General features: G+C 73.5%; 26 protein-coding genes and 1 pseudogene. 16 read left to right on the top strand and 11 right to left on the bottom strand.

Going from position 1 to position 22,795, the window contains the following annotated elements; all coding sequences use genetic code 11:
- Positions 1 to 31: 31 nt before the first annotated feature.
- Together OHA72_RS55220 and OHA72_RS55215 are read right to left on the bottom strand one after the other, a co-directional pair.
- Positions 32 to 604: a GNAT family N-acetyltransferase gene (locus OHA72_RS55220; RefSeq protein ID WP_327004121.1), complete on the bottom strand. Its 573-nt coding sequence runs from the start codon at positions 602 to 604 to the stop codon at positions 32 to 34.
- Positions 604 to 1,110: a MarR family winged helix-turn-helix transcriptional regulator gene (locus tag OHA72_RS55215; RefSeq protein WP_327004120.1), complete on the bottom strand. Its 507-nt coding sequence runs from the start codon at positions 1,108 to 1,110 to the stop codon at positions 604 to 606. The genes OHA72_RS55220 and OHA72_RS55215 overlap by 1 nt, the downstream gene beginning before the upstream one ends.
- Positions 1,111 to 1,201: 91 nt before the next feature.
- On the opposite strand from OHA72_RS55215, the gene OHA72_RS55210 reads away from it, so the two are divergent.
- Positions 1,202 to 1,636: a response regulator gene (locus OHA72_RS55210; protein ID WP_327004119.1), complete on the top strand. Its 435-nt coding sequence runs from the start codon at positions 1,202 to 1,204 to the stop codon at positions 1,634 to 1,636.
- Here the strand turns inward: OHA72_RS55210 and OHA72_RS55205 are convergent.
- The 3 genes and pseudogenes from OHA72_RS55205 to OHA72_RS55195 all read right to left on the bottom strand — a co-directional run bounded on the left by OHA72_RS55205 (position 1,623) and on the right by OHA72_RS55195 (position 4,199).
- Entirely contained in the window at positions 1,623 to 1,991 is a 369-nt protein-coding gene (locus OHA72_RS55205; RefSeq protein WP_327004118.1) for a GerMN domain-containing protein, read from the bottom strand. The genes OHA72_RS55210 and OHA72_RS55205 overlap by 14 nt on opposite strands.
- Positions 1,992 to 2,178: 187 nt before the next feature.
- Positions 2,179 to 3,528 (bottom strand): annotated as a pseudogene (locus OHA72_RS55200) (ATP-binding protein); the annotation flags it as partial.
- Positions 3,525 to 4,199 carry a response regulator transcription factor gene (locus OHA72_RS55195; RefSeq protein ID WP_327004117.1) on the bottom strand — a complete coding sequence of 225 codons (675 nt, stop codon included), beginning with the start codon at positions 4,197 to 4,199 and terminating at the stop codon, positions 3,525 to 3,527. The pseudogene OHA72_RS55200 and the gene OHA72_RS55195, both read right to left, overlap by 4 nt.
- Before the next feature lie 89 nt (positions 4,200 to 4,288).
- Between OHA72_RS55195 and OHA72_RS55190 the strand changes: the two genes are divergently transcribed.
- The 3 genes from OHA72_RS55190 (at position 4,289) to OHA72_RS55180 (ending at position 6,426) form a co-directional block, all read left to right on the top strand.
- The gene (locus tag OHA72_RS55190; protein ID WP_327004116.1) at positions 4,289 to 4,606 is read left to right on the top strand and encodes an STAS domain-containing protein; all 318 of its coding nucleotides are present in this window, start codon (positions 4,289 to 4,291) and stop codon (positions 4,604 to 4,606) included.
- Positions 4,607 to 4,670: 64 nt separating this feature from the next.
- The gene (locus OHA72_RS55185; RefSeq protein WP_327004115.1) at positions 4,671 to 5,363 is read left to right on the top strand and encodes an STAS domain-containing protein; all 693 of its coding nucleotides are present in this window, start codon (positions 4,671 to 4,673) and stop codon (positions 5,361 to 5,363) included.
- A gap of 133 nt (positions 5,364 to 5,496) precedes the next feature.
- Entirely contained in the window at positions 5,497 to 6,426 is a 930-nt protein-coding gene (locus OHA72_RS55180) for a sugar phosphate isomerase/epimerase family protein (protein ID WP_327004114.1), read from the top strand.
- 1 nt (position 6,427) lies between these two features.
- Here the strand turns inward: OHA72_RS55180 and OHA72_RS55175 are convergent, their stop codons facing one another.
- From OHA72_RS55175 to OHA72_RS55165, 4 genes are read right to left on the bottom strand one after another with little or no spacing between them, the layout of a single operon-like run.
- The gene (locus tag OHA72_RS55175; RefSeq protein ID WP_327004113.1) at positions 6,428 to 7,168 is read right to left on the bottom strand and encodes a hypothetical protein; all 741 of its coding nucleotides are present in this window, start codon (positions 7,166 to 7,168) and stop codon (positions 6,428 to 6,430) included.
- Positions 7,169 to 7,177: 9 nt separating this feature from the next.
- Positions 7,178 to 7,435, bottom strand: coding sequence for a hypothetical protein (locus OHA72_RS55170; RefSeq protein ID WP_327004112.1), 258 nt, complete (start codon positions 7,433 to 7,435; stop codon positions 7,178 to 7,180).
- Positions 7,345 to 7,635 carry a DUF998 domain-containing protein gene (locus OHA72_RS65350; RefSeq protein WP_442788435.1) on the bottom strand — a complete coding sequence of 97 codons (291 nt, stop codon included), beginning with the start codon at positions 7,633 to 7,635 and terminating at the stop codon, positions 7,345 to 7,347. The genes OHA72_RS55170 and OHA72_RS65350 overlap by 91 nt, the downstream gene beginning before the upstream one ends.
- 56 nt (positions 7,636 to 7,691) lie before the next feature.
- Complete coding sequence (locus OHA72_RS55165) at positions 7,692 to 8,552, bottom strand: aminoglycoside phosphotransferase family protein (RefSeq protein WP_327004111.1); 861 nt, start codon at positions 8,550 to 8,552, stop codon at positions 7,692 to 7,694.
- 110 nt (positions 8,553 to 8,662) lie between these two features.
- Between OHA72_RS55165 and OHA72_RS55160 the strand changes: the two genes are divergently transcribed.
- The 3 genes from OHA72_RS55160 to OHA72_RS55150 all read left to right on the top strand — a co-directional run bounded on the left by OHA72_RS55160 (position 8,663) and on the right by OHA72_RS55150 (position 10,572).
- Positions 8,663 to 9,436, top strand: coding sequence for a D-Ala-D-Ala carboxypeptidase family metallohydrolase (locus OHA72_RS55160; protein WP_327004110.1), 774 nt, complete (start codon positions 8,663 to 8,665; stop codon positions 9,434 to 9,436).
- A gap of 103 nt (positions 9,437 to 9,539) precedes the next feature.
- Entirely contained in the window at positions 9,540 to 10,142 is a 603-nt protein-coding gene (locus OHA72_RS55155) for a TetR/AcrR family transcriptional regulator (RefSeq protein ID WP_327004109.1), read from the top strand.
- 10 nt (positions 10,143 to 10,152) lie between these two features.
- Positions 10,153 to 10,572, top strand: a complete 420-nt coding sequence (locus OHA72_RS55150) for a CBS domain-containing protein (RefSeq protein ID WP_327004108.1) — start codon at positions 10,153 to 10,155, stop codon at positions 10,570 to 10,572.
- 361 nt (positions 10,573 to 10,933) lie between these two features.
- Here OHA72_RS55150 and OHA72_RS55145 read toward each other — a convergent pair whose 3' ends face one another.
- Both OHA72_RS55145 and OHA72_RS55140 read right to left on the bottom strand, forming a co-directional pair.
- Positions 10,934 to 11,470: a hypothetical protein gene (locus OHA72_RS55145; protein ID WP_327004107.1), complete on the bottom strand. Its 537-nt coding sequence runs from the start codon at positions 11,468 to 11,470 to the stop codon at positions 10,934 to 10,936.
- A 411-nt stretch (positions 11,471 to 11,881) separates the two neighbouring features.
- On the bottom strand, positions 11,882 to 13,072 hold the full coding sequence (locus OHA72_RS55140; RefSeq protein ID WP_327004106.1) for a DNA polymerase III subunit beta: 1,191 nt from the start codon (positions 13,070 to 13,072) through the stop codon (positions 11,882 to 11,884).
- A 73-nt stretch (positions 13,073 to 13,145) separates the two neighbouring features.
- Between OHA72_RS55140 and OHA72_RS55135 the strand changes: the two genes are divergently transcribed.
- The 9 genes from OHA72_RS55135 (at position 13,146) to OHA72_RS55095 (ending at position 22,756) form a co-directional block, all read left to right on the top strand.
- Positions 13,146 to 13,778, top strand: a complete 633-nt coding sequence (locus tag OHA72_RS55135) for a GNAT family N-acetyltransferase (protein ID WP_327004105.1) — start codon at positions 13,146 to 13,148, stop codon at positions 13,776 to 13,778.
- 37 nt (positions 13,779 to 13,815) lie between these two features.
- A complete protein-coding gene (locus OHA72_RS55130; RefSeq protein WP_327004104.1) occupies positions 13,816 to 14,325 on the top strand; it encodes a chemotaxis protein CheW in 510 nt (169 codons plus the stop codon).
- Entirely contained in the window at positions 14,315 to 15,688 is a 1,374-nt protein-coding gene (locus OHA72_RS55125) for a CheR family methyltransferase (RefSeq protein WP_327004103.1), read from the top strand. Before OHA72_RS55130 ends, OHA72_RS55125 begins: the two co-directional genes overlap by 11 nt.
- 29 nt (positions 15,689 to 15,717) lie before the next feature.
- Complete coding sequence (locus OHA72_RS55120) at positions 15,718 to 16,242, top strand: chemotaxis protein CheW (RefSeq protein WP_327004102.1); 525 nt, start codon at positions 15,718 to 15,720, stop codon at positions 16,240 to 16,242.
- Positions 16,239 to 17,720 (top strand): HAMP domain-containing methyl-accepting chemotaxis protein, encoded by a 1,482-nt coding sequence (locus tag OHA72_RS55115; protein WP_327004101.1) that lies wholly within the window; start codon positions 16,239 to 16,241, stop codon positions 17,718 to 17,720. Before OHA72_RS55120 ends, OHA72_RS55115 begins: the two co-directional genes overlap by 4 nt.
- Positions 17,717 to 19,174, top strand: a complete 1,458-nt coding sequence (locus OHA72_RS55110) for a chemotaxis protein CheA (protein ID WP_327004100.1) — start codon at positions 17,717 to 17,719, stop codon at positions 19,172 to 19,174. The genes OHA72_RS55115 and OHA72_RS55110 overlap by 4 nt, the downstream gene beginning before the upstream one ends.
- Before the next feature lie 89 nt (positions 19,175 to 19,263).
- Positions 19,264 to 19,806 carry a response regulator gene (locus OHA72_RS55105; RefSeq protein ID WP_327004099.1) on the top strand — a complete coding sequence of 181 codons (543 nt, stop codon included), beginning with the start codon at positions 19,264 to 19,266 and terminating at the stop codon, positions 19,804 to 19,806.
- Positions 19,803 to 20,849: a chemotaxis-specific protein-glutamate methyltransferase CheB gene (cheB, locus tag OHA72_RS55100; protein ID WP_327004098.1), complete on the top strand. Its 1,047-nt coding sequence runs from the start codon at positions 19,803 to 19,805 to the stop codon at positions 20,847 to 20,849. Before OHA72_RS55105 ends, cheB begins: the two co-directional genes overlap by 4 nt.
- The gene (locus OHA72_RS55095; RefSeq protein WP_327004097.1) at positions 20,831 to 22,756 is read left to right on the top strand and encodes a response regulator; all 1,926 of its coding nucleotides are present in this window, start codon (positions 20,831 to 20,833) and stop codon (positions 22,754 to 22,756) included. The genes cheB and OHA72_RS55095 overlap by 19 nt, the downstream gene beginning before the upstream one ends.
- The last annotated feature ends 39 nt before the right edge of the window (positions 22,757 to 22,795 follow it).

Genomic DNA, 22,795 nt, shown 5'->3' with positions numbered 1-22,795 from the left:
GGCGGTTCCTCCGCGGCCAGAGGCGGTTCCTCTACATGACCCCGAGGTCGGACGGGATCATGCTGTACATGACGAGGTCGTGGCGGCCGTTGCGGGAGACCGCGACGTTGCGCAGCACCCCCTCGGCCTGGAAGCCGGCCCGCTCCGCGACGTGCCGGGACGCCGTGTTCGCCGGTGCCGCCTGCAGGGCGATGCGGGCGAAGCCCTGCGTCGTCAGCGCCCACCGGGCCACGGCCGCGGCCGCCTCCGCCGCGACGCCGTGTCCGCGCGCCCACGGTGCGGTCCAGTAGTGCATCTCCGCCGACATCGCCGTCCAGTCCGCGCCGAACAGCGACACGTGCCCGACCAGGCGGCCGCCGTCGCGGAGCACCACCGCGAAGCCGATGCCCTTGCCGGTGCGGCGGCGCTCTTCGATACCGCTCGTGCACCAGGCGAGGGCGACATCGAAGTCGGCGCCGGCGTAGGCGTATCCGAGCGGCGCCGAATCGATGAATCGCGTGTCCTGCCACACGGCGTGGACGTCGGCGGCGTCGGCGGGGCCGAACGGGCGCAGCAGGAGGCGGTCTGTGGTCAGGGTGACCAGGGGCAGCACCGGATCGTTCATCAGGGCAGCGTCACGCCGTCGACCGGGTCCGCGGAGGTCTCCCAGCGCTCCCACCACACCGCGTCGGGCAGCTCACCGGACGCCTCGACGATGCGGTCCAGCAGGTCCAGGCACTCCTGTGACGCGTCGACCTTGGCCTCGTGCACGATCGCCGACAGCTCCCGCTGCCGCTCCCGCATCACCACGCCGACCAGGTCCCGGCCGGCGGGCGTGAGTGCCAGCCACGTCGAGCGGCGGTCGTTGTCGCGGTGGAAGCGCCGCACCAGGTGCTTGCGCTCCAGCCGGTCGCACATGCGGGTCAGCGTCGACGGTGCCACCTCGAGCTCCTTGGCCAGGCCGGCGCTGCGTTGCGGGCCGGCCGTCGCGAGCAGCGCCAGTGCCCGGTACTGCGGCAGCGTCACGTCGGCCTCCATCGCCGCCAGGTTGCGCGCCGCGAGGGCGACCATGCTCCGACTGACCGCCAGCAGCGCACGCACGAGCGCCTCGTTTTCCCCCCGGGTGGTCATCCGGACATCGTTGCACGGTGGATACCGCCGCCGGTGTGCACTATCGTGTGCCGTGAAGATTGCAGTAGTGCAACATTCTTGAAGGAGGCCAATGAACGGGGAGCTCGCCCACATCCTCCTCATCGAGGACGACTCGGGTGACGTCGCATTCACCCTCGACGAGTTCCGCGAGTACCGGCTCCGCAACGAGGTCACCGTGATCGGCGACGGCCTGGACGCGATCGACTTCCTCGAGCACCGCGGGGCCCACGCCGACGCGCCGACGCCCGACATCGTCCTGCTCGACCTCAACCTGCCAGGCGTCGACGGCCGGGTGGTGCTCGACCGGATCCTCAGCAACCCCCGCCTGGCCGACCTCACCGTCGTCGTCCTGACCAGCTCGCCGCTGGAGGAGCAGATGCTGCGCGACTTCGGCGTCCCCACCGAGCACTTCTTCCGCAAGCCGGTGGACTTCGCCCAGCTCGCGAAGCTCATCAACGGCATCGACCAGTACTACCTGGTGATCGACCGCCTCACCGGTCAGTGATCAGCGCGCGGTAGTCGGCGCTGGTCAGCGGCAGCTCCGTGAGCGAGCCGTCGGCGCGGGGCACCTTGAGCACCTGACCGTCCAGCAGGAAGCGGACGGTGTCCACGTCGGTGCGCGCGTCCAGGGTGCACACGATCTGACCGATCGCCAGGATGTCGTCGGTACGCCCACCGGCCTGCGGCCGGAACGACACCTCTGCGGTGCCGGCGACGAGCCGTACCCCGGCGATGAGATCCGTGCCCGTCAGCGCGCTGGACAACCCTTCGTCGCGCTCCGCGTCCGTGGGGCCGGCGACCAGGTCACCGAGCAGTGCCGCGACGTCGGCGGTCGAGCCGACCCGCCGCTCCACCGCCACGAGCTGGTCGTCCCGGACCAGGTACAGCCGCTCGACCACCGCGCCCGCGGAGTTCCCGGCGGCCTGCGGCGGCGGGCTGCCGATCACCAGCGACGGCTCGATCGGCCGCGGCGTGCGCTCCTCGGGCACCCGCAGCCGTGCACGTCACCCCGAGCAGCCCGGCGAGCGCGAGGACCCGGGCGCGCCTCACCACGACCCCGGGCAGCTCGACCCGGAAGCGGGCGCCGCCGCCGGGGCGGTCCAGGACCACGACCCTGCCGCCGTGCGCCGTCGCGTGCTGCGCCACCAGCGACAGGCCCAGGCCGGTGCCGTCGCCGCCGCGGGCACCCGCCGACCGGCCCCGCACGAACCGGTCGAAGATCACCGCCCGGTCGGCCGGGCGGACCCCGGGACCCTCGTCGTCGACCTCGACCCGGCCGGTCCCGGCCACGCACGCCAGTCGGACCGCGACCGGCCCGCCGCCGTGGCGGACCGCGTTGTCCAGCAGGTTCGCGAGGATCTGCTCCAGCCGCCGCCGGTCGACCAGCCACCGCGAGGCGTCGTCGCCGGCCGGCTCCACCAGGTCGGGGTCGAGACCCTGGCCCTCCACCACCCGCCGCGCCAGGTCGTGCGGGTCGACCGGTGCGCGGCGGGCCGGCTGGTCGCTGCGGGCCAGTTCGAGTAGGTCGTCGACGAGGGACTGGAACCGCTCGATCTCCTCCACGACCAGACCCGCCGCGAGCGCGGTCCGCTCGTCCAGGTGCTCCCGGCGCCGGTGCAGGACGCTCGCCGACGCGGCCAGGGTCTGCAGCGGGGAGCGCAGCTCGTGGCTCACGTCGGCGGCGAAGCGGCGGTCCCGCTCGTGCCGGCGCGCCAGCTGGTCGACCATCCCGTTGAACGACGCCGTCAGCCGCGCCAGGTCCGGCTCGGCCGCGGGGTCCAGGCGGGCGCTCAGGTCGCCGTCGGTGATGCCCTGCGCGGCGTCGGCGACCGAGCGCAGCGGCCGCAGCACGTACCGTGTCGCATACCCGCCGAGGCCCGCGCCGGCCGCCGCGACCGCGGCCGCGACGAGGCCCAGCACCCATGCGAGGGTGCGCAGCGTCTGGTCGAGCTCCCGCAGGTAGTCGATCTCGTACAGCGCCGTGGTCGGCGACAGCGACACCCCGATGACCAGCGCCGGGACGCCGTCGATGCGGACCCACTGGGCGCCTTGGCCGCCCTGCTCGACGAGCCGTTGCAGCTCGGCCGGCACGGCGTCGGCCGCGCCGGGGTCGGCGTTGCGGGTGTACCAGCGGCCGTCGCGGCGCAGCAGCGTGCGCCGGTTGCCGCCGGTGTCCAGCGACTTGAGGATGGCCACGACGTCGGGCCGGTCGCCGGCGAGGCTGGCGTTGATGATCCGCGCGTCGTAGGCCGTGGCCCGCACGGTCGCACGTTCCCGGCCGGCGAGCAGGTAGCTGCGGGTCAGCTGGTAGGACACGAACGCCATCGACGCGGACAGCGCCAGCGCACCGGCGGCGAACCCCGCGATGACCCGTGTGCGAAGCCCGGCCTTCTTCATCGCTGCAGCTTGTAGCCCATGCCGCGGACCGTCACCAGGCGCCGGGGCGTCCGCGAGTCGTCCTCGATCTTCTGCCGCAGCCGCCCGATGTGCACGTCGACGAGGCGCTCGTCGCCGACGTCGTACTCCCACACCCGCTGCAGCAGCTGCTGGCGGGTCAGGACCAGGCCGGGGTGCTCGGCGAGCTCGCACAGCAGCCGGAACTCGGTGCGCGTCAACGCCACCGGCGCGCCGGCCACCCGCACCTCGCCGGCCTCCGGCAGGATCTCCAGGTCGCCGAAGACGAGCGTCGACACCGCCGACAGCACCGTGCGGCCGCGGCGGCGCAGCGCCCGCAGCCGCGCCGACAGCTCCTTCACCGCCACCGGCTTCACCAGGTAGTCGTCGGCGCCGGCCTCAAGGGCCGCGACGATGTCGTGGGTGTCGTCGCGGGCGCTGACGACCACGATCGGCACGTCGTCGTCGCGGCGCAGCTGGCGGATGCACTCGAACCCGTCGACGCCCGGCAGCATCAGGTCGACCAGCACCGTGTCCGCGGGCTCCGCGCGCTGCGCGACCAGGCCGTCCTCGGCGCTGGACACCCCTCGCACCGAGTAGCCCTCGTCCTCCAGCGCGAGCATCAGCGACAACCGGATCCGATCGTCGTCCTCGATGACCAGTACGCCCGCCACCACTGCATCATGCCAGGCCGGGTCCGTTGTCATACAACTGTCACAGTTCCGCGGAAAGCCCGCCACATGAGCGGCGGAGGCTCGGTCCCATGCACACCGGCATCGACGCCCCTGGAACGCCGCTCGTCGAGATCATGGTCACCGAGGAGCTGGACGCAGGGTCGGAGCCCCGGGTGCGGGCTCTGCTCGAGGATGCGCTGACGATGCATCCCGAGCAGCTGATCATCGATCTCTCCGGCTGCCCCTTCATCGACGCGACGGCGATCGGCATGCTGCTGGACATCCATCGGCAGGTCTGGACATCCGGAGGAAGACTCACATTGCGCGCCCCGTCACCCCGTGTCCGGCGAACGTTGCAAATCGCGCATGTAAATCACGTGTTACGTATGGTCCCGGAGGGCGACTGACACGACATGATGACGGAGACCCAGTGAACTGATCGGACTCAGCTCAGTGAGAGGAGCGGCGACCGTGACCGCGGCGACGACACCTGACGGCACCGATTTCACCTTGATCTGCGACGCATGCGGCCAGAGCGTGACCGGGCTCGGCGCGACCATGCACAACTGGGACCTCGTCTGGAGCCTGTTCCGCCGGCACGGCTGGACCGGCGCCCGGCTCGCGACCGGTCCGCACAGCTGCGGGCGCTGCTCGCGGGTGCCGCTCGCCTCCGCCGACGCCGACCCGGTCGGCTGGCTCGCCGGGGACGCGCCGTCGGCCGTGGCGGACGCCCCCGTCGCCGCCGAGCCCGCCCCGGCGACGGCGGTCACCGACCCGCGGGTCACCGGCGCCGTCGTCGACGAGGCGCTCGTGGTGACCCTCAGCGGCGACCTCGACATCGAGGTCGGCCCGGCGCTGCGCGCGGCGCTGTCGCCCGCGGGCTACCGGCCCGGGCACCTGGTCATCGACCTGAGCCGGGTCACCACCCTGGACTCGTCGGTGCTGGGGCTGCTCGTCGCCGCCCGGCACCGCGCCGCGCAGGCCGGCGGTCACACCTGCCTGGTCGGGCTCGCCCCGTTCATGCGGCGGATGATGCACACCCTGTGCCTGCTGCACCTGTTCGTCGTCCTGCCCGACCGGGCCACGGCCGTCGGCTGGCTGCGCGGCGACGACGCGGACCTGCCCCGCCAGCGCGACCTGCGCGGCGAGACGACGTCCGCCTGACTTCGTACCGCTTCCGACAAAAGGGCGCCCATCGGGCGCCCTTTTGCTGTGCACCCGTGACAAAGTGCTTGATCCGAATATAGAAAGGTTCAGATGTACGAAAGTCCGTGACGTTCCGGAGGGAAGTGCAAGCATGCCCAGCTCCCCCGTCAGCCGGCGCAACCTGCTCGGCGCCGCAGCGGCCGCCCCGCTGCTCGCCGCACCACTCATCGGCGCCGCACCCGCGGCCGCCGCACCCGCCGCAGCACCCGCCCACCGCCAGTCGCGGGTGCCGCTCGACCGGATCAGCGTCCAGCTCTACACGCTGCGCGACCAGCTCGGCGTCGACCTCGCCGCCAGCCTCGCCGAACTGCGCGCGATCGGCTACACCAGGGTCGAGCACGCGGGGTTCGTCGGCCGGACCGCCGCCCAGTTCCGCGCCGCGCTGGACGCCGCCGGTCTGAAGGCCACCTCCGGCCACGTCGCCGTCCCGCAGCCGTGGGACGCGATGGCGTGGCAGCGCGCCCTCGACGACGCCAACGTCGTGGGCAACCACTTCATCGTCCACCCGTTCTTCGGCATCGACTCCGCCACCGGCCAGCCGATCCGCGACGGCGCCAAGTATCACGCGCTGGCCCGAGATCTCAACCGCGCCGGTGCCCTCGCCCGGCGGGCCGGCCTCGACTTCGGCTACCACAACCACCAGCTGGAGTTCGTCCGGCAGGACGGCGGCTCCCGCACCGGGTACGACATCCTCACCGCCGAGACCGACCCCGACCTCGTCCACCTGGAGGTCGACCTGTTCTGGGCCTGGCGCGGCACCGCCGACCCGGTCGACCTCATCCAGCGCCACCGCGGCCGCATCCGCCAGGTCCACGTGAAGGACATGGACACCGCGGCGGCGTTCACCGACCCCGGCGCAGGTCTCATCGACTTCGGCCGGATCTTCCAGCACGCCAGGGAGGCGGGCCTGGTGGAGTACATCGTCGAACGCGACGACGCCGGCACCCCGCCACGCACCCCCGCGGACGCGCTGACCACGGCCCGCAACGGCTACCGGTACCTGGCGGACCTGCGGTTCTGATTCACCATTCGTGCGGCAGGCTGTAGCGCCAGTTCGCCGCGACGAACGCACCCGCCGGGGTCCGGTAGAACGGCCACGTGTCGTCGCCGGACTTCGGCAGGTTGCGGCGCACCCGGCGGGCCTTCGCGCCGGCGAGCCTCGCCTCCAGGTAGAGGTGGTCGGCGTCGACCTTCGGCAGCGGCACGCCGCCGGGCCACGGCTCGTACTCGTCGGGCTCGAAGTCCAGGTGCACCGCGACCAGCAGCACCGCGTCCAGCCGCCACGGCTCGCCGTCCCTGCGCACCGCCCTGCGGATCGTCTGCACGTGGTCGTACAGCTCGTGCAGCGCTTTCGGGAAGTCGTGGGACTCGTCGCCGTCGCCCCACCCGTCCAGGTGCGCGGTGAGGTAGCGCCCGTCGGTGGTGCGGACCCGCACCCTGTCCGTCGGCGCGTCCGCGGGCCCCTCCCGGCCGACCAGCCGCCTGGTGTCGGCCCGGTTCCGCAGCACCCGCACGGCGTGGTCCTGCAGCGACCGCGCGTCCCGCCCGGACAGGTACCGGTGCGCGGCCGCATCGGCGTAGGCCTCGCCGTCGCCGTAGACGGCCAGCAGCGGCGGCACCATCACGCCGACGCCTGGCGGGAAGAACCCACCCGGCACCTCCCACTCGAACATCGGCCACTGCACGGCCGCGTGCGCGACCCCGCCACCCAGCAGGGACCCGGCGAGCACCCCACCGGCCACCAGCAACGATCTGCGATCCACTCAGGCAGACTAATTGGACATTTCGACCTGCCGTTGCGTTTTGCCCGTTGTCCGGGTGTACCGCCAGGCGAGCGCCCCCACGAACGCGAACATCAGCCCCGCCGCGACGAGCAGCCGCACGCTGAACCCCTCGGCCGACGGCCACGCCACGAGCGCGGTCGGCAGCACCGCCGCGGTCATGGCGAGGGCCGTCCAGCCCCGCTCCCGGTCACCGGCGAACCGCCGCGCGAACACCAGGCACCCGACCGCCATCCCGTTGAACGACACCGTCGTGCCCAGCCCGTGCAGCCACCCGTGCCAGCTGATCCGCGGTGCCCCCTCCGGTGCCCCCGGCGGGAATCCGGCCCCGCGTCGGTGACGAACACGCCCGCCACGACCAGGCCGACGCCGAGCGCCCCGACCAGCAGCGGCCCCCACGTGCCGGCCCTGCCCGCGGGACGTCGAAGCCGCCGCCGCGATCCGGACACCGGCCGGCGCCGGCCACGATGCTGCCGCTGGTGGTGTGGACCGTCGCGGTGACGCCTCAGTCCGCGAGGGCCTGGTCGAGCATGCGCCTGGCGGTCGCGGCGAACGGCGGGTTGCGGTCGCGGTAGTACGGCAGGGCGACCAGGCCCATGCACAGCACCCAGCCGCGGGCCCGCTCCCACATCGCGTCGTCGGCGCCGACCGCGTCGCGGAACGTGCCGCGGTGCTCGGCGCCGAGCAGCGTCCAGGCGGGCATGACGTCGCAGGCGGGATCGCCCACCCCGGCGCAGCCGAAGTCGATCACGGCGCTGACCCGCCCGCCGACGGCCAGCACGTTGCCGGCGTGCAGGTCGCCGTGGCTCCAGGTCGGCGGCCCGTCCCAGGCCGGCGCGGCGAGGGACGTCTCCCAGGCGGCGGTCGCGGCGGCGGTGTCGACGTCGCCGTGCAGCTGCGCGATCGCGTCCCGGACCGAGGCGTCCCGGTCGGCGAGGGCGCCGCCGCGGTAGCCGGGCGGCGCGCCGGCAGGGTCGACGGCCCGCAGCGCGGTGACGAACGCGGCGAGGTCCAGCGCGGCGCGGCGGTCCGTGAACGCCTCGACGGTGTCGCCGGGCAGCCACCGGCCGACGGTCCACGCGAACGGGTAGCCGTGGGCGGGCCGCCCGACCGCGACCGGCTCGGGGATCGGCAGCGGCAGCCGCGGCGCGAGCAGCGGCAGCCAGCGACCGTCCCGCTCGATCTGGGCGACGCCGCCCCGCAGCCGGGGCAGCCGCACCGCGAGGTCGTCGCCCAGCCGGTACATCGCGTTGTCGGTGCCGGGCGTGCCGACCGGTGCCACGGGCAGGTCCGTCCACTGTGGAAACTGCCCGGCGACGAGGCGCCGCACCAGCTCGACGGAGGTGGTGGCCTCGCCGTCACGCATCACAGGGGTCGCTCCTCCACCGGGCCGGACGGGATCTCGACCAGATCGTAGCCATGCTGCTGGTACACCTCCTCATTGACAACGTCCAATTGACACACTTGCATGCTTCTATGCAGAAACTGATTCGGTTGCTCACCACCGCGCTGCTCGCGATCGGGGCCACGGTGGGAGTGGTGGCCGCCACGGCGGCGCCGGCACACGCGGACGCCTGCTACACGTGGAGCGGGATACTGGCCGAGGGATCGTCGGGGGAGGCGGTCCGGCAGTTGCAGATCCGTGTCGCCGGCTACCCCGGCTCCGGCGGAGTCCTCGGACTCGACGGCCAGTTCGGGCCCGCGACGAAGTCCGCGGTGGCCCGGTTCCAGGCGGCGTACGGCCTCACCGCCGACGGCGTCGCCGGCCCCGCCACGTTCTCCAAGCTCTATGCCCTGCAGGACGACGACTGCACCCCGGTCAACTTCAGCTACGCCGAGCTCAACAACTGCAACAGCACCTGGTCCGGCGGCAACGTCTCCGCCGCGACCGCCAAGGCCAACGCCCTCGTCACCATGTGGAAGCTGCAGGCACTGCGCCACGCCCTGGGCGACCAGCCGCTCCGGGTCACCAGCGGCTTCCGCAGCGTCTCGTGCAACAACGCCGTCGGCGGCGCCTCGACCAGCCGCCACCTGTACGGCGACGCCGCCGACCTCGGTGCCGGCCCGCACTCGCTGTGCACCCTCGCCCAGGCCGCTCGCAACCACGGCTTCGCCGGCATCCTCGGCCCCGGCTACCCCGACCACAACGACCACACCCACGTCGACGGCCGCCCGAGCCGCTTCTGGTCCGCCCCCAACTGCGGCGTCGCCAGCCTCACCGGCGGCCTCGACCCCCTGCGCGACAACTGACCGCGATACGTTCTCAGGCATGACCGCCCCCTCCGCCGCGCTTCCGGCGCCCGCCCTGCCCCGGCGCCCGCCGTGCGGGTGCCGCAGCGCGGGGGGGGGCGCGGTGACCACGCGCCGGTATGAGCAGCGCCGCCGCGCGGCCACCGCGGAGGAGACCCGCCGCCGCATCCTCGACGCGATGTACGCCCAACTGCCCGCCATGCCCAGCGTCGACGCCGTGGCCCGCCAGGCCGGCGTGGCCCGCTCCACGATCTACCTGGTGTTCGGCTCACGCGGCGGCCTCTTCGACGCCCTCGCCCAGGACGTCCTGGACCGCGGTGGCTACGCTGACCTGCTCGTCGCGGTCCGCGCCACCGACCCCCGCGAGCACCTGCGCGGCGGCATCACCGCCACGGCCCGCATGTACGCCGCCCAGCGCGACGCCCTCGCCGCACTCCACGCCCTCGCCGCCTCGACCGACGGCGCCGTGCGCCGCGCCGGCGAGGCCCGTCTCGGGGGCCTGCGGCACCTCGTCGACCGCCTACACGACGCCGGCCTGCTCCGCGTGCCCCACACCACCGCCGTGGACACTTTGTGGCTGCTCACCGCATTCGAGACGTTCGACACCCTCTACACCGGCCGTGGCCTGCCCACCGACACCGTCGCCGACCACCTCAACACCCTCGCCGCGTCGACACTGCTGATTGCGCCGCCCACCACTGGGTAGCCGTACCGGTATGAGCCAGCACGTGAAGGACATCATGACCAACGCACCGCTCACGATCGACGTCGGCTCGTCCGTCACCGCCGCCGCCGAACTGATGCGCGATGCCGACGTCGGCGCCCTCGTCGTCACCGACAGCAGCGGCGTCCGCGGCGTCCTGACCGACCGCGACGTCACCGTCCGCGTCGTCGCCACCGGCAACGACCCGGCCACCACCGCTGTCGGTGACATCGTCGCCCCTGACCTCGTCGCCGTCTCCCCTCAGGACGACGTGGCCACCGCCACCGAACTGATGCGCACCAACGCCCTGCGCCGCCTCCCCGTCCTCGACGGCGACCACCTCGTCGGCATCGTCTCCCTCGGCGACCTCGCCATCGACCAGGACGCCACCTCCGCCCTCGCCGCCATCAGCACCGAACCCCCGACCCGCTGACCCCCGCACACCAATACGACCAGGACGCCAGCCCCGAAGACCACGAAGCCTCCCGCAGGCAACGCACCGTGACACGCGCCCGGTCGTCCCTTGGTGCCCAATTCGCTCGGTTTTGCGGCGTTGGCTCCGGCGCTCGGAGTTCTAGATCCCGTGATCAACGGTGAGCTCTGGCCGTCCGGACAGCCGCACCGCGCCTTCGATCAAGGCGTCTCGGAATATGGACGACGGGCGAAAGCCGGAAGACGCGCAAACGGCTGCGTGCAGGAAGCGGGCCGCCCCACAAACGTCCGAGAACGACGAATCCCGTGACGCCACGCGCCCCATCTTGGAACCCTCAACGAACCTCCCGCCCTGCGACAGATCACGACTCCGTCGGAAGTACGCCTCGCTGCCGCAGCCAGGTTTCGAGTTCTTCGATGGTCCCGTTCAACGGTGGCTTGTCAGCGGTGAAGTACGAATACGGCGCAATGGACACGCCCTCGACGACGCGGCGGCTGTCCTCCTCGGGTGCGGCAGGGTCCAGGTCCCTGGGCGACAGCGACGCCATGGAGAAGATCGCGAACCCGGCCGGCACGTCGAACCCGATGTCGGACGGAGTGCTCGAGTGCCCGTTGGCGGCCAGGTCGGCGATCACCTCGTCCATGAACCGGTAGGTCAGCTGCACCCCTTCGAAGAACACCTGATCGTCCCGGCCGTAGCTGACCTCGACGAGTTCAACGACGTCTTCCCGGTCGTAGGTCACGACCAGCATCGGGTCCATGGCGTCGTAGACGGCTCTGCGGGCGAGGGCCCTGGCGTCACCGAGTGCATGGACCGGACGCCCAAGCCGCCGCTCGACCTCTCCGCGTACGTCACCGATCCTCACGGCTTCGACACCGACGCCGGCGATGATCTCCATCCGCCAATTGTGGCGAACACCCACTGATCTTGGTGCGGCACCGGCTGGTGAGATGGCGCAGAAGTGACGAGCATCTGGCTCCTGCTCTCGCGAACCAGATCGCCAGGGACCCGCGATGCCGCGTCGACCATTTCCGGCGGTGAACCTGCAACGTTGGGACGGATGGAGGCGCCCGCAGTGGACCTCCCGCGCTGTCGATCCCCTGCGATGCGGTGGACCCCGAGGGCCGCGGACCCGCGGCGCGGCGGGAAGCCGTGACCGCAGCGATGGCCGTGACGGATCGGGGTTGTTGCGAGGCGCTCGGTACGAGATGGCGGGGCGCGAGGTGGCGGGCGTCGGGCGGCGGGGCGTGCGGCGACGCGACATGCTGAGGTGGGGCGGGCGCCGGTCGGTTGCGGGGGGCGGGGAGGGTCAGGTGTCGGTAGAGGGCGGGGTGCGGAGCGGGACGACGAGGTAGTCGAGGGTGGCGGCGGGGAGGTCGGCGGTGAAGGCGGTCGCCCGCATGCCCTCCTGGATGCGCAGCTGGACGGTGTGGTGGGGGAAGGCGCGCAGGGCGTCGAGTAGCAGGCGGGCCTGGAACGAGCGGATGGTGTGGGCGCCGTCGGTGGTGGCCTTGACGGTCTGCTCCGACTCGCCGGTGAGGGGGTCGTCGGCGCGGACGAGGAGGGCGCCGTCGATTGCCTGGAGGGTGACGCGGCCGTGTGCGCCGCCGTAGGCGGCGGCGCGGTCAACCGCGTGGGCGAGGGTGTCGGCGTCGACCTCGACGGTGCAGGCGGGGGCGATGTCGAGCAGGCGGGAGAGCTGGGCGTCGGGATAGCCGCCGCCGAGGGTGGCGGTCGTGATGCTGCCGCCGTCCCAGGACAGGGCGAACACGTCGTCGGCCGCGTGCACGTGGACGGCGGGGATGCGGCTCAGCTGCTGGGCGGCGCGGGCCAGGACGGCGGCCGGGACGAGTGCCTCGACCCGGGAGCCGCCCGTCGCGGCGCCGATGCTGCCCGCGGTGGCGCGGGACGCAGCGTCGGTGTCCGTCGGGGTGGCGGTGGCCGGGGGGAGGGCGGCGTGCCAGGGGATGGAGGCGGTGGCCAGGCGGAAGCGGTCGGTGGCGAGCAGGGTCAGTGCCGTGTCGTGGGTGCGGAGGCGGACGCCGGTGAACATCGGCAGGGCGTGCTCGCGGGAGGCGGCGCCGGCGACCGGGACGGCCGCCGTGCGCAGGTCGTCGCCGGTGACGGTGCCGTGTGCGGGAGGCAGTGGCACGGTGGGCGGCGTGGCGCCGGGGAGGCTGGGCAGCGCGAAACGGGCGCCCGGCACCCGGATCGCCAGGCGGCCGCCCTGCACGGTCAGCCGGGCGTCGGCCGCGTCCAGCGCGGTCAGGGTCTCCGCGACGGCGCGGCGGGGGACGACGACCTCGCCCGGGGTGTGGACCGTGGCGGGGACGCGCAGGTGGACGACTACCTCGCCGTCGGTGCCGATGAGGTGCAGGCCGGTGTCGTCGGCGCGCAGCAGGGCGCCCGCGTGCGACGGCTGCAGGGACCGGGCCGTCAGCAGCCGGAGCATGAGCGCGGCGGCGGTGGCGAGCCGGGCGACAGGTGCGGTCACATCCATGGAGGGAACCTACAGCCGGGGTACGACAAAAAGCGTTCCACAGGAGCACCCCCACGATGCTGGACTGGCGGGCATGACGACCGACGACGCCCGATGGTTCGCGATGCCCGCCCTCGCCGGGGACAAGGTCCGCCTCGAACCGCTGAGCATGGAGCACGCCCCCGGCTACCTCGCCGCCGCCGGTGACGCCGAGCAGCGGCAGGAGGTGTTCCGCTGGCAGAGCCCACCCGGCGGTGGCCTCCAGGCGCCCGCCACGGTCGCCGACGCCGAGCAGCACATCGCCGCCGCGCTGGCGGCGCGGGCGCGCGGGCGGCGGCTGCCGTACGCCCAGCTCGACGCCGTGACGGGACAGTTCGCCGGGACGACGTCGTTCGCCGAGCCCGACCCCGTGCAGCGCACGCTCTGGATCGGCTACACCTGGCTCGGGCAGCGCTGGTGGCGCACCGGCATGAACGTCGAGTCGAAGCTGCTCATGATGACGTTCGCGTTCGAGGACCTTCGTGCGGTACGCGTCGTCTGGTACACCGACATCCGCAACACCCGCTCGCAGCTGGCGATCGAACGGCTCGGCGCGACCCGCGAGGGGGTTCTGCGCAAGCACCGGCAGCGAGCGGACGGCTCGTGGCGGGACGCCGTGCTGTACGCGATGGTCGACGACGACTGGCCGGCGGTGAAGGAACGGCTGATCACCCGCCTCGCCCGATAGTGGTAAAAAACCGACCTATGCCACATATCATGATCGCGTGGCGATCACAGCTGTCACGGAGGCGCCGCCGGGACTGTCATTGGTCTTCGGCGTCGGCGACCTGTTGTGCGCCATCGCGCTGCGCGACGTGGTGGAGACGATCCGGCCGCTGCCCGTGCAGCCCCTCGCGGGCACCGCCGACATCCTGCTCGGGGTCAGCGTGATCCGCGGCCTCGCGGTGCCGGTCGTCGACACGGCCAGGCTCCTGGGAGTGGGCGCGGAGCGGCCCAGCCGGTTCGTCACGACGCGGACCGGGCGCGGCACCCTCGCGTACGCCACCGGACCCGTCGTCGGCGTCCTGCCCGTCGAACCCGACGACAGCCGCCCACCGCCGCCGATGCTCGCCGCCGCCGCGACCAGACTCGTCGCCGCCGTCGGCGTGCTGGACTCCCGGCCACTGCTGTTCCTGCGAGACGCCGGGCCGATAACCGAAATTGACGCCGGGCCGATAACCGAAATTGACGCCGGGCTCATGGCCGACATCGAGGTGCCGCCCGATGGAGCGTGACGAGGACATCGCCCGGCTGCGGCAGCTGCTGTCGGCGCGGCTCGGCCTGGCGTTCGACGACAAGCGCGACCCGCAGCTCGCCGAGGTCCTGCGGGCGCGCGCCACCCAGCACGGCCTGTCCGGCCGCGGCTACCTCGACCGCCTCGGCACCGCCTGGAACAACGAGCTCGCCGCCCTCGCCGAGGCGGTCACCGTCAACGAGACGTACTTCTTCCGCAACATCGAACAGTTCAACGTGCTGGCGGAGGTGGTCCTGCCGGAGCGGGTCCGCGCCCGGTCCGGCGAGCGGCGGCTGCGGCTGCTGTCGGTCGGCTGCTCCACCGGCGAGGAGGCGTACACCCTGGCGATGGTCGCCGCCGAGCGCGTCGACCCGGCCTGGGACACCTCGATCGTCGGGCTCGACGTCAACCGGGCCGCGCTGCGGGTCGCCGCCGCCGGCCGGTACTCCCGCTGGTCGCTGCGGGAGACCCCGGCCGCCGCGCAGCACCGCTGGTTCCACGCCGTCGCCGACGGTGTCGAGATCGACGAGCGGCTCCGCGGGCGCGTGCGGTTCCTGGAGTACAACGCCGTCGACGACGACCCGCTGCTGTTCGCCCCGGACACCTACGACGTGGTGTTCTGCCGCAACCTGCTGATGTACCTGACGCCGGCCACGGTCGCCGCCGCGGTCGCCCGGGTCACCCGCGCCCTCGCGCCGGGCGGCTACCTCTTCCTCGGCCACACCGACTCGCTCGGCAGCCGGCCGACCGCGCTGACGGTCCAGCACACCCACGGCACGTTCTACTACCAGAAGGCAGGCGTGGTACCGCCGGCACGACCGGCGCCGGTACCGGCCCGGCCCGGCCCACCGAAGCGGGGAAGGCCGAAGGTGCGGCAGCGGGACCAGGTGCTGCAACTGGTGCAGGAGGAGCGTTTCGGCGAGGCCCTCACCGTCCTCGACGGCATCGACACGGCCGAGGCGGACCGGCCCGACGTCATGCTCGTGCGCGGCGCGGTCCTCGCCCACCTCGGCCGCACGGGCCGGGCGGCGGCCCTGTGCCGGCGGCTGCTGGACCGTGACGCGCTCAACCCCGACGCCCATCACCTGCTCGCCGAGTGCCTCGAGGGCGACGGTGACCTCGCCGCGGCGCTGGAGCACCACCGCATGGCCGCGCACCTCGACGCCGCCTTCGCGATGCCGCGGCTGCGGCTGGGGCTGCTCGCCCGCCGCCGCGGCGACCCGCGCACCGCCGAACGCGAGCTCGACCGCGCCGTGACCCTGCTGCGGCACGAGAGCGACGAGCGCATCCTGCTGTTCGGCGGCGGCTTCGGCCGTGGCGCCCTGATCGCGCTGTGCCACGCCGAACTGGCCGCGGCCCGATGACCGCCGCCCAGACCGCACAGAGCGGGGACATGCAGCAGCGCCTGGCGGAGCTGCGCGACTCGTTCGACCGGTCCTTCGCCGACCCGCACCGCGAGGAGGTCGCCGGCTTCGCCGACCTGCTGGCGATCCGGGTCGGCGGCCACCGGTACGCGCTGCGCCTCACCCAGGCGGCCGGGCTGTTCCCGGACCGGCCGGTGACGCGGCTGCCCGGCCCGCTGCCCGCGCTGCTCGGCGTGGCGAGCTTCCGCGGCTCGATCGTGCCCGTCTACGACCTCGGCGCCGTCTTCGGCCACCCGGCCGTCGCCGCCGCCCGCTGGCTGGTCCTGGCCGCCGGCGAGCCGCTGGTCACGCTCGCCTTCGAGGAGCTGGACGGGCACCTGCGCGTGCCCCGAGACCTCATCGTCGAGGAGTCGACGGGCCACGGCCCGCGGGGCTGCCTGCGCGGCATCGTCCCGCTGGACGGCGGCGCCCGCCCGATCGTCGACGTGCCGGCCGTCCGCGCCGCGATCCAGGCCCTCACCGGCAACACCAGCACAGCAAGAGACGGGGAATGATGAGGCGACAATGGACGTTCGGCCGCAAGCTCGCCGCGGGCTTCGCGGTCGTCGTGCTGCTGACCCTGCTCACGGGCGGCGTCACGGTCGGCGCGCTGGACACCGTGGTCTCCGGCAAGGACCACGTGATCGACATCGGCGTGCAGGGCCTCGTCGAGGCGCAGCAGCTGCGGGTCGCGGTCGAGGAGAAGAGCAGCGCCTCCCGTGGGTTCCTGCTGACCGGCGACGACGCGTTCCGGGCGCAGATCACCGCCGCCCGCGCCGACTTCACCCGGGCAATCCAGCAGCTGCGCGACGTCGCGGACTCCCAGCGGGAACGTGACCTGCTCAACCTCGCCGTACAGGCCGAACAGGGCCACGAGACGGCCCTGCAGGCGGTCTTGGCGCTGCGGCAGGACCCGGCGGTCAGCGCGCAGCGCATCGCCGACGAGTTCGAGGACACGGTGGTGCCGCAGCGCGAGGCCCTCAACCAGCACATCGAGGCCCTCGCCTCGCTGCTGCGCGAGGACCTGACGGACCAGCGCGACGCCGCGTCGAACACGGCCCAGGTGGCGACCGTCGTGGTGATCGTCATCGCGGTCCTCGCGCTGGCGCTCGGCGTCGGCATCGCGATCCTGCTGACCCGCGCGCTGGGCCGGCAGGTCGCCGGCGCGGTCGGGCACATCCAGAGCTCCTCGGCGCAGCTGGAGGCGGCCGCCAGCCAGCAGGCGACCGGCGCCCGCGAGCAGGCGACCGCGATGAGCGAGATCAACACGACGATCGAGGAGCTGCTGATCACGTCGCGGCAGATCTCGGAGGGCTCGCAGCGGGTGGCGAAGATCGCCGAGGAGACCGCCGTGGCCGCGCACTCCGGCGACGCGACCATCGAGCAGGCCCGTGAGTCGATCACCGCGATCCGCCGGCAGGTCGACCTGATCGTGCAGCACATGCTGGAGCTGGGCCAGCGCTCGCAGCAGATCGGCGGCGTCGTCGACCTGGTGTCGGAGCTCGCCGAGCAGACCAACATCCTGGCCATCAACGCCACCATCGAGGCGTCCGGCGCGGGGGAGTGGGGGCGCCGCTTCGCCGTCGTCGCCGACGAGATCCGCAAGCTCGCCGACCGGACCGCCGGCTCCGCGAAGGAGATCCGGGCGCTCATCGACGACGTCCGCGGCGCGGTGAACACCACGGTCATGGCGACCGAGACCGGCGCGAAGGCCGTCGACGCGGGCACCCGGCAGTTCGGCGCGGTCACCGCGTCGTTCCAGCAGATCGCGGACCTGGTCGCGACGACGACCGAGTCGGCGCGCGAGATCGAGCTGTCCACCAAGCAGCAGACGACCGCGGTCGAGCAGGTCAACGTCGCGGTGACGGACACCGCCAGGGTCACCCAGGAGAGCGAGTCCAGCGCCGTGCAGACCAGACAGACCGCGACACATCTCGCCGGGCTCTCCAACGAGCTGCTCAGGCTGGTCGCCGCAGGCACAGACCGGCATTGAGCGCTCCGACGCCCGCGGTGGCCAAGGACCCGCTGCGGTACTTCAGGATCGAGGCCCGGGAGCTGGTCGACCAGCTCAGCCAGGGCGTGCTCGACCTGACCCGCGACGGCGCGGACCGCGAGCCGGTGGCGAGGCTGCTGCGGCACGCGCACACGCTCAAGGGCGCGGCCCGGGTCGTGCGGCAGAGCGAGATCGCCGGCGCGGCGCACCAGCTCGAAGAGCTGCTCGTGCCGCACCGCGACGGCGCCGACCCGGTCCCGCCGGAGACCGTCGGCGCGTTGCTCACCCTGACCGACCGGATGTCGGTCCTGGCCGGCGCGCTGCAGCCGCCGCAGCCGCCGCAGGCACCGCCACCCGCCGCGGAGAAGGCGGACACCGAGCCACGGCCCGCCGCCGCGCCCGTGCGCAGCGACAGCGCCGACATCGACGAGCTGCTCGACGCCGTCGGTGAGGCACACGCCCGGTTCGCGCCGCTGCGGCGGCAGGTCGCGACCGTCGAACGGGCCCGCCGCGCGGCCGAGGCGATCACCGAGCAGCTGCGGATCCGCGGCGCGCAGCCGGACGGCGCCGACGGGCGGACCGGCGGCATGGCGACCCGGCTCGCCGCCGACCTCACCGCGCTGGGCCGGCAGCTCACCGAGACCGTCGAGCAGGTCGAACGGGAGCTCGACGACATCCGCGGCCGCGCCGAACGGCTCCGCCTGGTGCCGGTCGCCACGGTGCTGACGACGCTGCACCGGGCCGCGTACGACGCCGCCGGCGCCGAGGGCAAGAAGGTCGTCTTCGACAGCCGCGGCGGCGACCTGCGGCTGGACCCGCACGTGCTGAGCCTCGCGTCCGGCGCGCTGCTGCACGTGGTCCGCAACGCCGTCTCCCACGGGGTGGAGGGCGAGACCGAACGGCTCGCCGCCGGCAAACCCGGCGCCGGGCACGTCACCGTCGAGGTGCACCGCCGCGGCACGAACGCCGCGTTCCGATGCCGCGACGACGGCCGTGGGTTCGACCTGGGCGCCGTGCGCCGGCAGGCGGAGGCCCGGGGGCTGGTCACGTCCGGCGCCGAGGCCGACGTCCGGGAGCTGATGCGGCTGCTCATGCACGGCGGGATCAGCACCGCCGGCGAGGTCACCGGCATCTCGGGACGCGGCATCGGCCTCGACGCGGTCCGCGACGTCGCCGAGCAGCTCGGCGGCGAGGTCAACGTCAGCACCGAGCCGGGCCGCGGCACCACCGTCGAACTGGTCGTGCCGCTGTCGCTGGTGTCGCTGTCGGGTCTCGTGGTGGAGGCCGCCGGGACCCTCGCGTCGCTGCCCCTGGACGCGGTGCGCACCTGCGTCCTGCTCGACGCCGTGGAGGTCGCCGCCGCCGGCGCCGCGGGCGCGATGGCCCACGACGGGCACGTCATCGCGTTCCTGTCCCTGGCCGGGGTGCTGGGTCCGGTGGCGCCGCAGGCCTGACCGGCGGCGCGGTCGCCGTCATCCTCGCCGCCGGCGAGCGCACCGTCGCCGTCGGCGTCGACCGGCTGCTGGGCACGTCGGCGCTGGTCGTGCGGCCGCTGCCGGAGCTCGCCCCGGCCAGCGCGGTCGTCAACGGCCTGTCCATCGACGCGGAGGGCAACCCGCGCATCGTGCTCGACCCGCACGGCCTGGCCGCCGCGGCCACCGGAAAGGCCGCCGTCGTCGATCCGGTCACCGGCGAGGCGAGCAACACCCCCGCGCGGGACCCGGTCCTCGTCATCGACGACTCGCTCACCACCAGGATGCTGGAGCGCAGCATCCTGGAGTCGGCGGGCTACCACGTCGAGCTGGCCGCCTCCGCGGAGGAGGCCCTGGAGCGCGTCAAGCTGCGGCGGTACGCACTGTTCCTCGTCGACATCGACATGCCCGGCATCGACGGGTTCACGTTCGTCGCCCTGACCCGCGAGGACCCGGTGCTGCGCGAGACCCCGGCGATCCTGGTCAGCTCCCGGGCGTCCGCCGAGGACCGCCGGCGGGGCGCGGAGGCCGGCGCCAGCGCGTACATGGTGAAGTCGGAGTTCAACCAGGAGGAGCTTCTCGGTCACATCCGCGACCTCGTGGGGGAGCCGTGATCAAGGTCCTGGTGGTCGAGGACTCCTCGACGGTGCGGCAATGCCTGCGCGAGGCGCTCACCGGGCGGCACGGCTTCGAGATCGTCGGCGAGGCCGTCGACGGGGCGCAGGCAGTGGACCTGTGCCGGCGGCTGCGGCCCGACGTCATCACCATGGACGTGGTGCTGCCGGTGATGAGCGGCCTCGTCGCCACCGAGCGGATCATGGCGAGCCAGCCGACGCCGATCCTGGTGGTGTGCTCCGCGTCCCGGCAGGAGCTGTTCACCACCTACGACGCGCTCGCTGCCGGCGCGGTCGACGTGCTGGAGAAGCCGCGCGGCGACGCCTCCGACGACACGTGGGGCGCGCGGCTGCGCACCGCGGTGAAGGTCGTGTCCCGCATCAGGGTGGTGACCCGGCACCGTCCCGCCGCGAGCGGTGCCGCGCCGTCCGCGCCCGCTGCCCGTACCCACCAGATCCCGAGACGGCTCGTCGCGGTCGGCGCCTCCACGGGCGGCCCGGGTGCCATCGTCACGCTGCTGCGGGGCGTGCCGCCGGGCTTCACGGTCCCGCTGCTGTACGTGCAGCACCTCGCCGCCAACGAGTCCTTCGCGCAGGCGTTCACCGGGTGGCTCGCCGAGCAGACCGGGCACGACGTGCGGTACGCCCGCGGCGGGGAGAGCCTGCAGTCGATCGCCGGGAAGGTCGTGATGGCGCCGCCCGACCGCCACCTGACGGTCCGCGGCGGCCACCTGCACCTGACCTCGGGCCCGCCGCGGCACTCGTGCCGCCCGTCGGTCGACGTGCTGTTCGAGTCGGTCGCCGCGGAGCTCGGGGCGGGCGCGACCGGCGTCCTGCTCACCGGCATGGGCCGCGACGGCGCCGAGGGCCTGCTCGCGATGCGCCGCGCCGGCGCGCACACCTACGCGCAGGACCAGGCCAGCTGCGTGGTGTACGGCATGCCGAAGGAGGCCGTGGCGCTCAACGCGGCCGCGGAGATCCTGCCACCGGACCAGATCGCGGCGAGCCTGACGGAGAAGGTCGGATGGCGAGCACTGTCCTGATCGTCGACGACAGCCTGACCGTCCGGATGGACCTCCACGAGGCGTTCGAGGACGGCGGGTTCCGCACCGTGCTGTGCGGCTCCGGCGCCGACGCGCGCAAGGCGTTCGAGGCCGAACGGTTCGACGTGGCGCTCCTCGACGTGCTGCTGCCCGACGCCGACGGGGTCGAGCTGCTGGGCGAGCTGCGCGCCCACCCGCGCCACGCCGGGGTGGTGGCGCTGCTGCTGTCCAGCGAGGCCGAGGTCAGCGACCGCCTGCGCGGGCTGCGGCACGGTGCCGACGACTACGTCGGCAAGCCCTACGACGCGCACGCGGTCGTGGCCCGCAGCCGGGAGCTGCTCCAGCGCGGCGGCGACGCGCCCGCCCAGCGCTCCGTGCTGGTCATCGACGACAGCCTCACCTTCCGCGAGGAGCTGCGGCAGCTGCTCACCACCGCCGGCTACGACGTCCAGACCGCCGAAAGCGGCGAGGAGGGGCTGCGGGCCGCCGCCGCCCGGCCGCCGAGCGCGATCATGGTCGACGGCGTGCTGCCCGGCATCGACGGCGCCACCGTGATCCGCCGGGTCAGGCTCGACGCGACGCTGCGCAACGTGCCGTGCCTGCTGCTGACCGCCGCCGACGACTACGCGACCGAGCTGCAGATCCTCGACGCCGGCGCGGATGCGTTCGTGCGCAAGCAGGAGAGCCTGACCGTGGTGCTGGCGAAGCTCGCCGCCGTGCTGCGCAAGAGCACCGACACGCCGCTGCCGGCGGCCGGCCCGTTCCACGGCCAGGTGAAGGTGCTCATCGTCGAGCCCGACCGGGTGTTCCTGGATCAGGCGGCGGAGCTGCTGAGGGAGGAGGGCTACGAGCCGGTCGCGGCGCCTGACGCCGACGACGCCCTCGCCATGCTCGCCGTGCAGCCCGCCGGCTGTGTGGTGCTCGCCGTGGACGTGCCCGGCGTGGACGGCTTCGCGCTGTGCTCGCGGATCCGGTCGGTGCCGGGCCTGCGCGACATGCCGGTCATCGGCCTCGGCGCCGGTGACGCCCTGCTCGACTGCCTCGGCGCCGGCGCCGACGACTACGTGCGCCGCACCGACGGCGCGAGCACGCTGCGTGCCCACATCCGCGCCCACATCCGCCGGCAGCAGCTGCACGAGCAGAACCGGCGCATCCGCGACGAGCTGGTGCGCCGGGAGCTGGAGGCGGCCGAGGAGCGCGCCGCCCGGCAGGTCGCCGAGACCCGCGCCGAGCTCGTCGAGGAGCTGGAGTGGCGCAACCGGGAACTGGAGGCGTTCAGCGGCTCCGTCTCGCACGACCTGCGCTCGCCGCTGCAGACGATCCTCAGCTTCAGCGAGCTGCTGCTGGAGGAGCAGAGCGGGAAGGAACCCACGGACCTGGTCATGCGTATCCACAAGGCGGCGAAGCGGATGAACGCGCTCATCGACGCGCTGCTGCAGCTCGCCGGCGCCAACCGCGGCCAGATCCAGCGCGCCGAGGTCGACCTGTCGGCGCTGGCCGCTGACGTCGTCGAGGAACTGCGCCAGCGCGACCCGTCCCGCGACGTGCAGGTCACCGTCGAGGCCGGGATGCGCGCCTCCTGCGACGGCGAGCTGGTCCGCGCGGTCCTGATCAACCTCGTCGGCAACGCGTGGAAGTTCACGGGCCGGACCCCGTCGCCGCGCATCGAGATCGGGTGCACGCCCTCGGCGTTCTACATCCGCGACAACGGCGCCGGATTCCCCGCCGAGCGCGCCGACCAGCTGTTCCGCCCGTTCGGCCGGCTGCACGACAGCAGCGACTTCCCGGGCACCGGCATCGGGCTGACCACCGTGCAGCGCATCGTGGACCGCCACGGCGGCCGCGTCTGGGCGCAGAGCGAACCGGGGAACGGCGCCACGTTCTCGTTCACCCTCCCCGACTTCTGACCGCACCGCAGAACCTTTCGGGGCGCTGCGGAGTATGGA

It is taken from the genome of Dactylosporangium sp. NBC_01737 (assembly GCF_035963215.1).
Classification (GTDB): domain Bacteria; phylum Actinomycetota; class Actinomycetes; order Mycobacteriales; family Micromonosporaceae; genus Dactylosporangium.
This window is presented reverse-complemented; position numbering and strand designations above follow the sequence as displayed.

What these genes read in the sequence shown, in the direction of transcription:
- OHA72_RS55120 (WP_327004102.1), top strand. Translation starts at nt 15,718, where the DNA reads ATGCAGCAGCGCCTGGCGGAGCTGCGCGACTCGTTCGACCGGTCCTTC.
- OHA72_RS55210 (WP_327004119.1), top strand. Translation starts at nt 1,202, where the DNA reads ATGAACGGGGAGCTCGCCCACATCCTCCTCATCGAGGACGACTCGGGT.
- OHA72_RS55095 (WP_327004097.1), top strand. Translation starts at nt 20,831, where the DNA reads ATGGCGAGCACTGTCCTGATCGTCGACGACAGCCTGACCGTCCGGATG.
- OHA72_RS55215 (WP_327004120.1), bottom strand. Translation starts at nt 1,110, where the DNA reads ATGACCACCCGGGGGGAAAACGAGGCGCTCGTGCGTGCGCTGCTGGCG.
- OHA72_RS55220 (WP_327004121.1), bottom strand. Translation starts at nt 604, where the DNA reads ATGAACGATCCGGTGCTGCCCCTGGTCACCCTGACCACAGACCGCCTC.
- OHA72_RS55165 (WP_327004111.1), bottom strand. Translation starts at nt 8,552, where the DNA reads ATGCGTGACGGCGAGGCCACCACCTCCGTCGAGCTGGTGCGGCGCCTC.
- OHA72_RS55180 (WP_327004114.1), top strand. Translation starts at nt 5,497, where the DNA reads ATGCCCAGCTCCCCCGTCAGCCGGCGCAACCTGCTCGGCGCCGCAGCG.
- OHA72_RS55140 (WP_327004106.1), bottom strand. Translation starts at nt 13,072, where the DNA reads ATGGATGTGACCGCACCTGTCGCCCGGCTCGCCACCGCCGCCGCGCTC.
- OHA72_RS55150 (WP_327004108.1), top strand. Translation starts at nt 10,153, where the DNA reads ATGAGCCAGCACGTGAAGGACATCATGACCAACGCACCGCTCACGATC.
- OHA72_RS55190 (WP_327004116.1), top strand. Translation starts at nt 4,289, where the DNA reads ATGCACACCGGCATCGACGCCCCTGGAACGCCGCTCGTCGAGATCATG.
- OHA72_RS55115 (WP_327004101.1), top strand. Translation starts at nt 16,239, where the DNA reads ATGATGAGGCGACAATGGACGTTCGGCCGCAAGCTCGCCGCGGGCTTC.
- OHA72_RS55145 (WP_327004107.1), bottom strand. Translation starts at nt 11,470, where the DNA reads ATGGAGATCATCGCCGGCGTCGGTGTCGAAGCCGTGAGGATCGGTGAC.
- OHA72_RS55160 (WP_327004110.1), top strand. Translation starts at nt 8,663, where the DNA reads ATGCAGAAACTGATTCGGTTGCTCACCACCGCGCTGCTCGCGATCGGG.
- OHA72_RS55125 (WP_327004103.1), top strand. Translation starts at nt 14,315, where the DNA reads ATGGAGCGTGACGAGGACATCGCCCGGCTGCGGCAGCTGCTGTCGGCG.
- OHA72_RS55135 (WP_327004105.1), top strand. Translation starts at nt 13,146, where the DNA reads ATGACGACCGACGACGCCCGATGGTTCGCGATGCCCGCCCTCGCCGGG.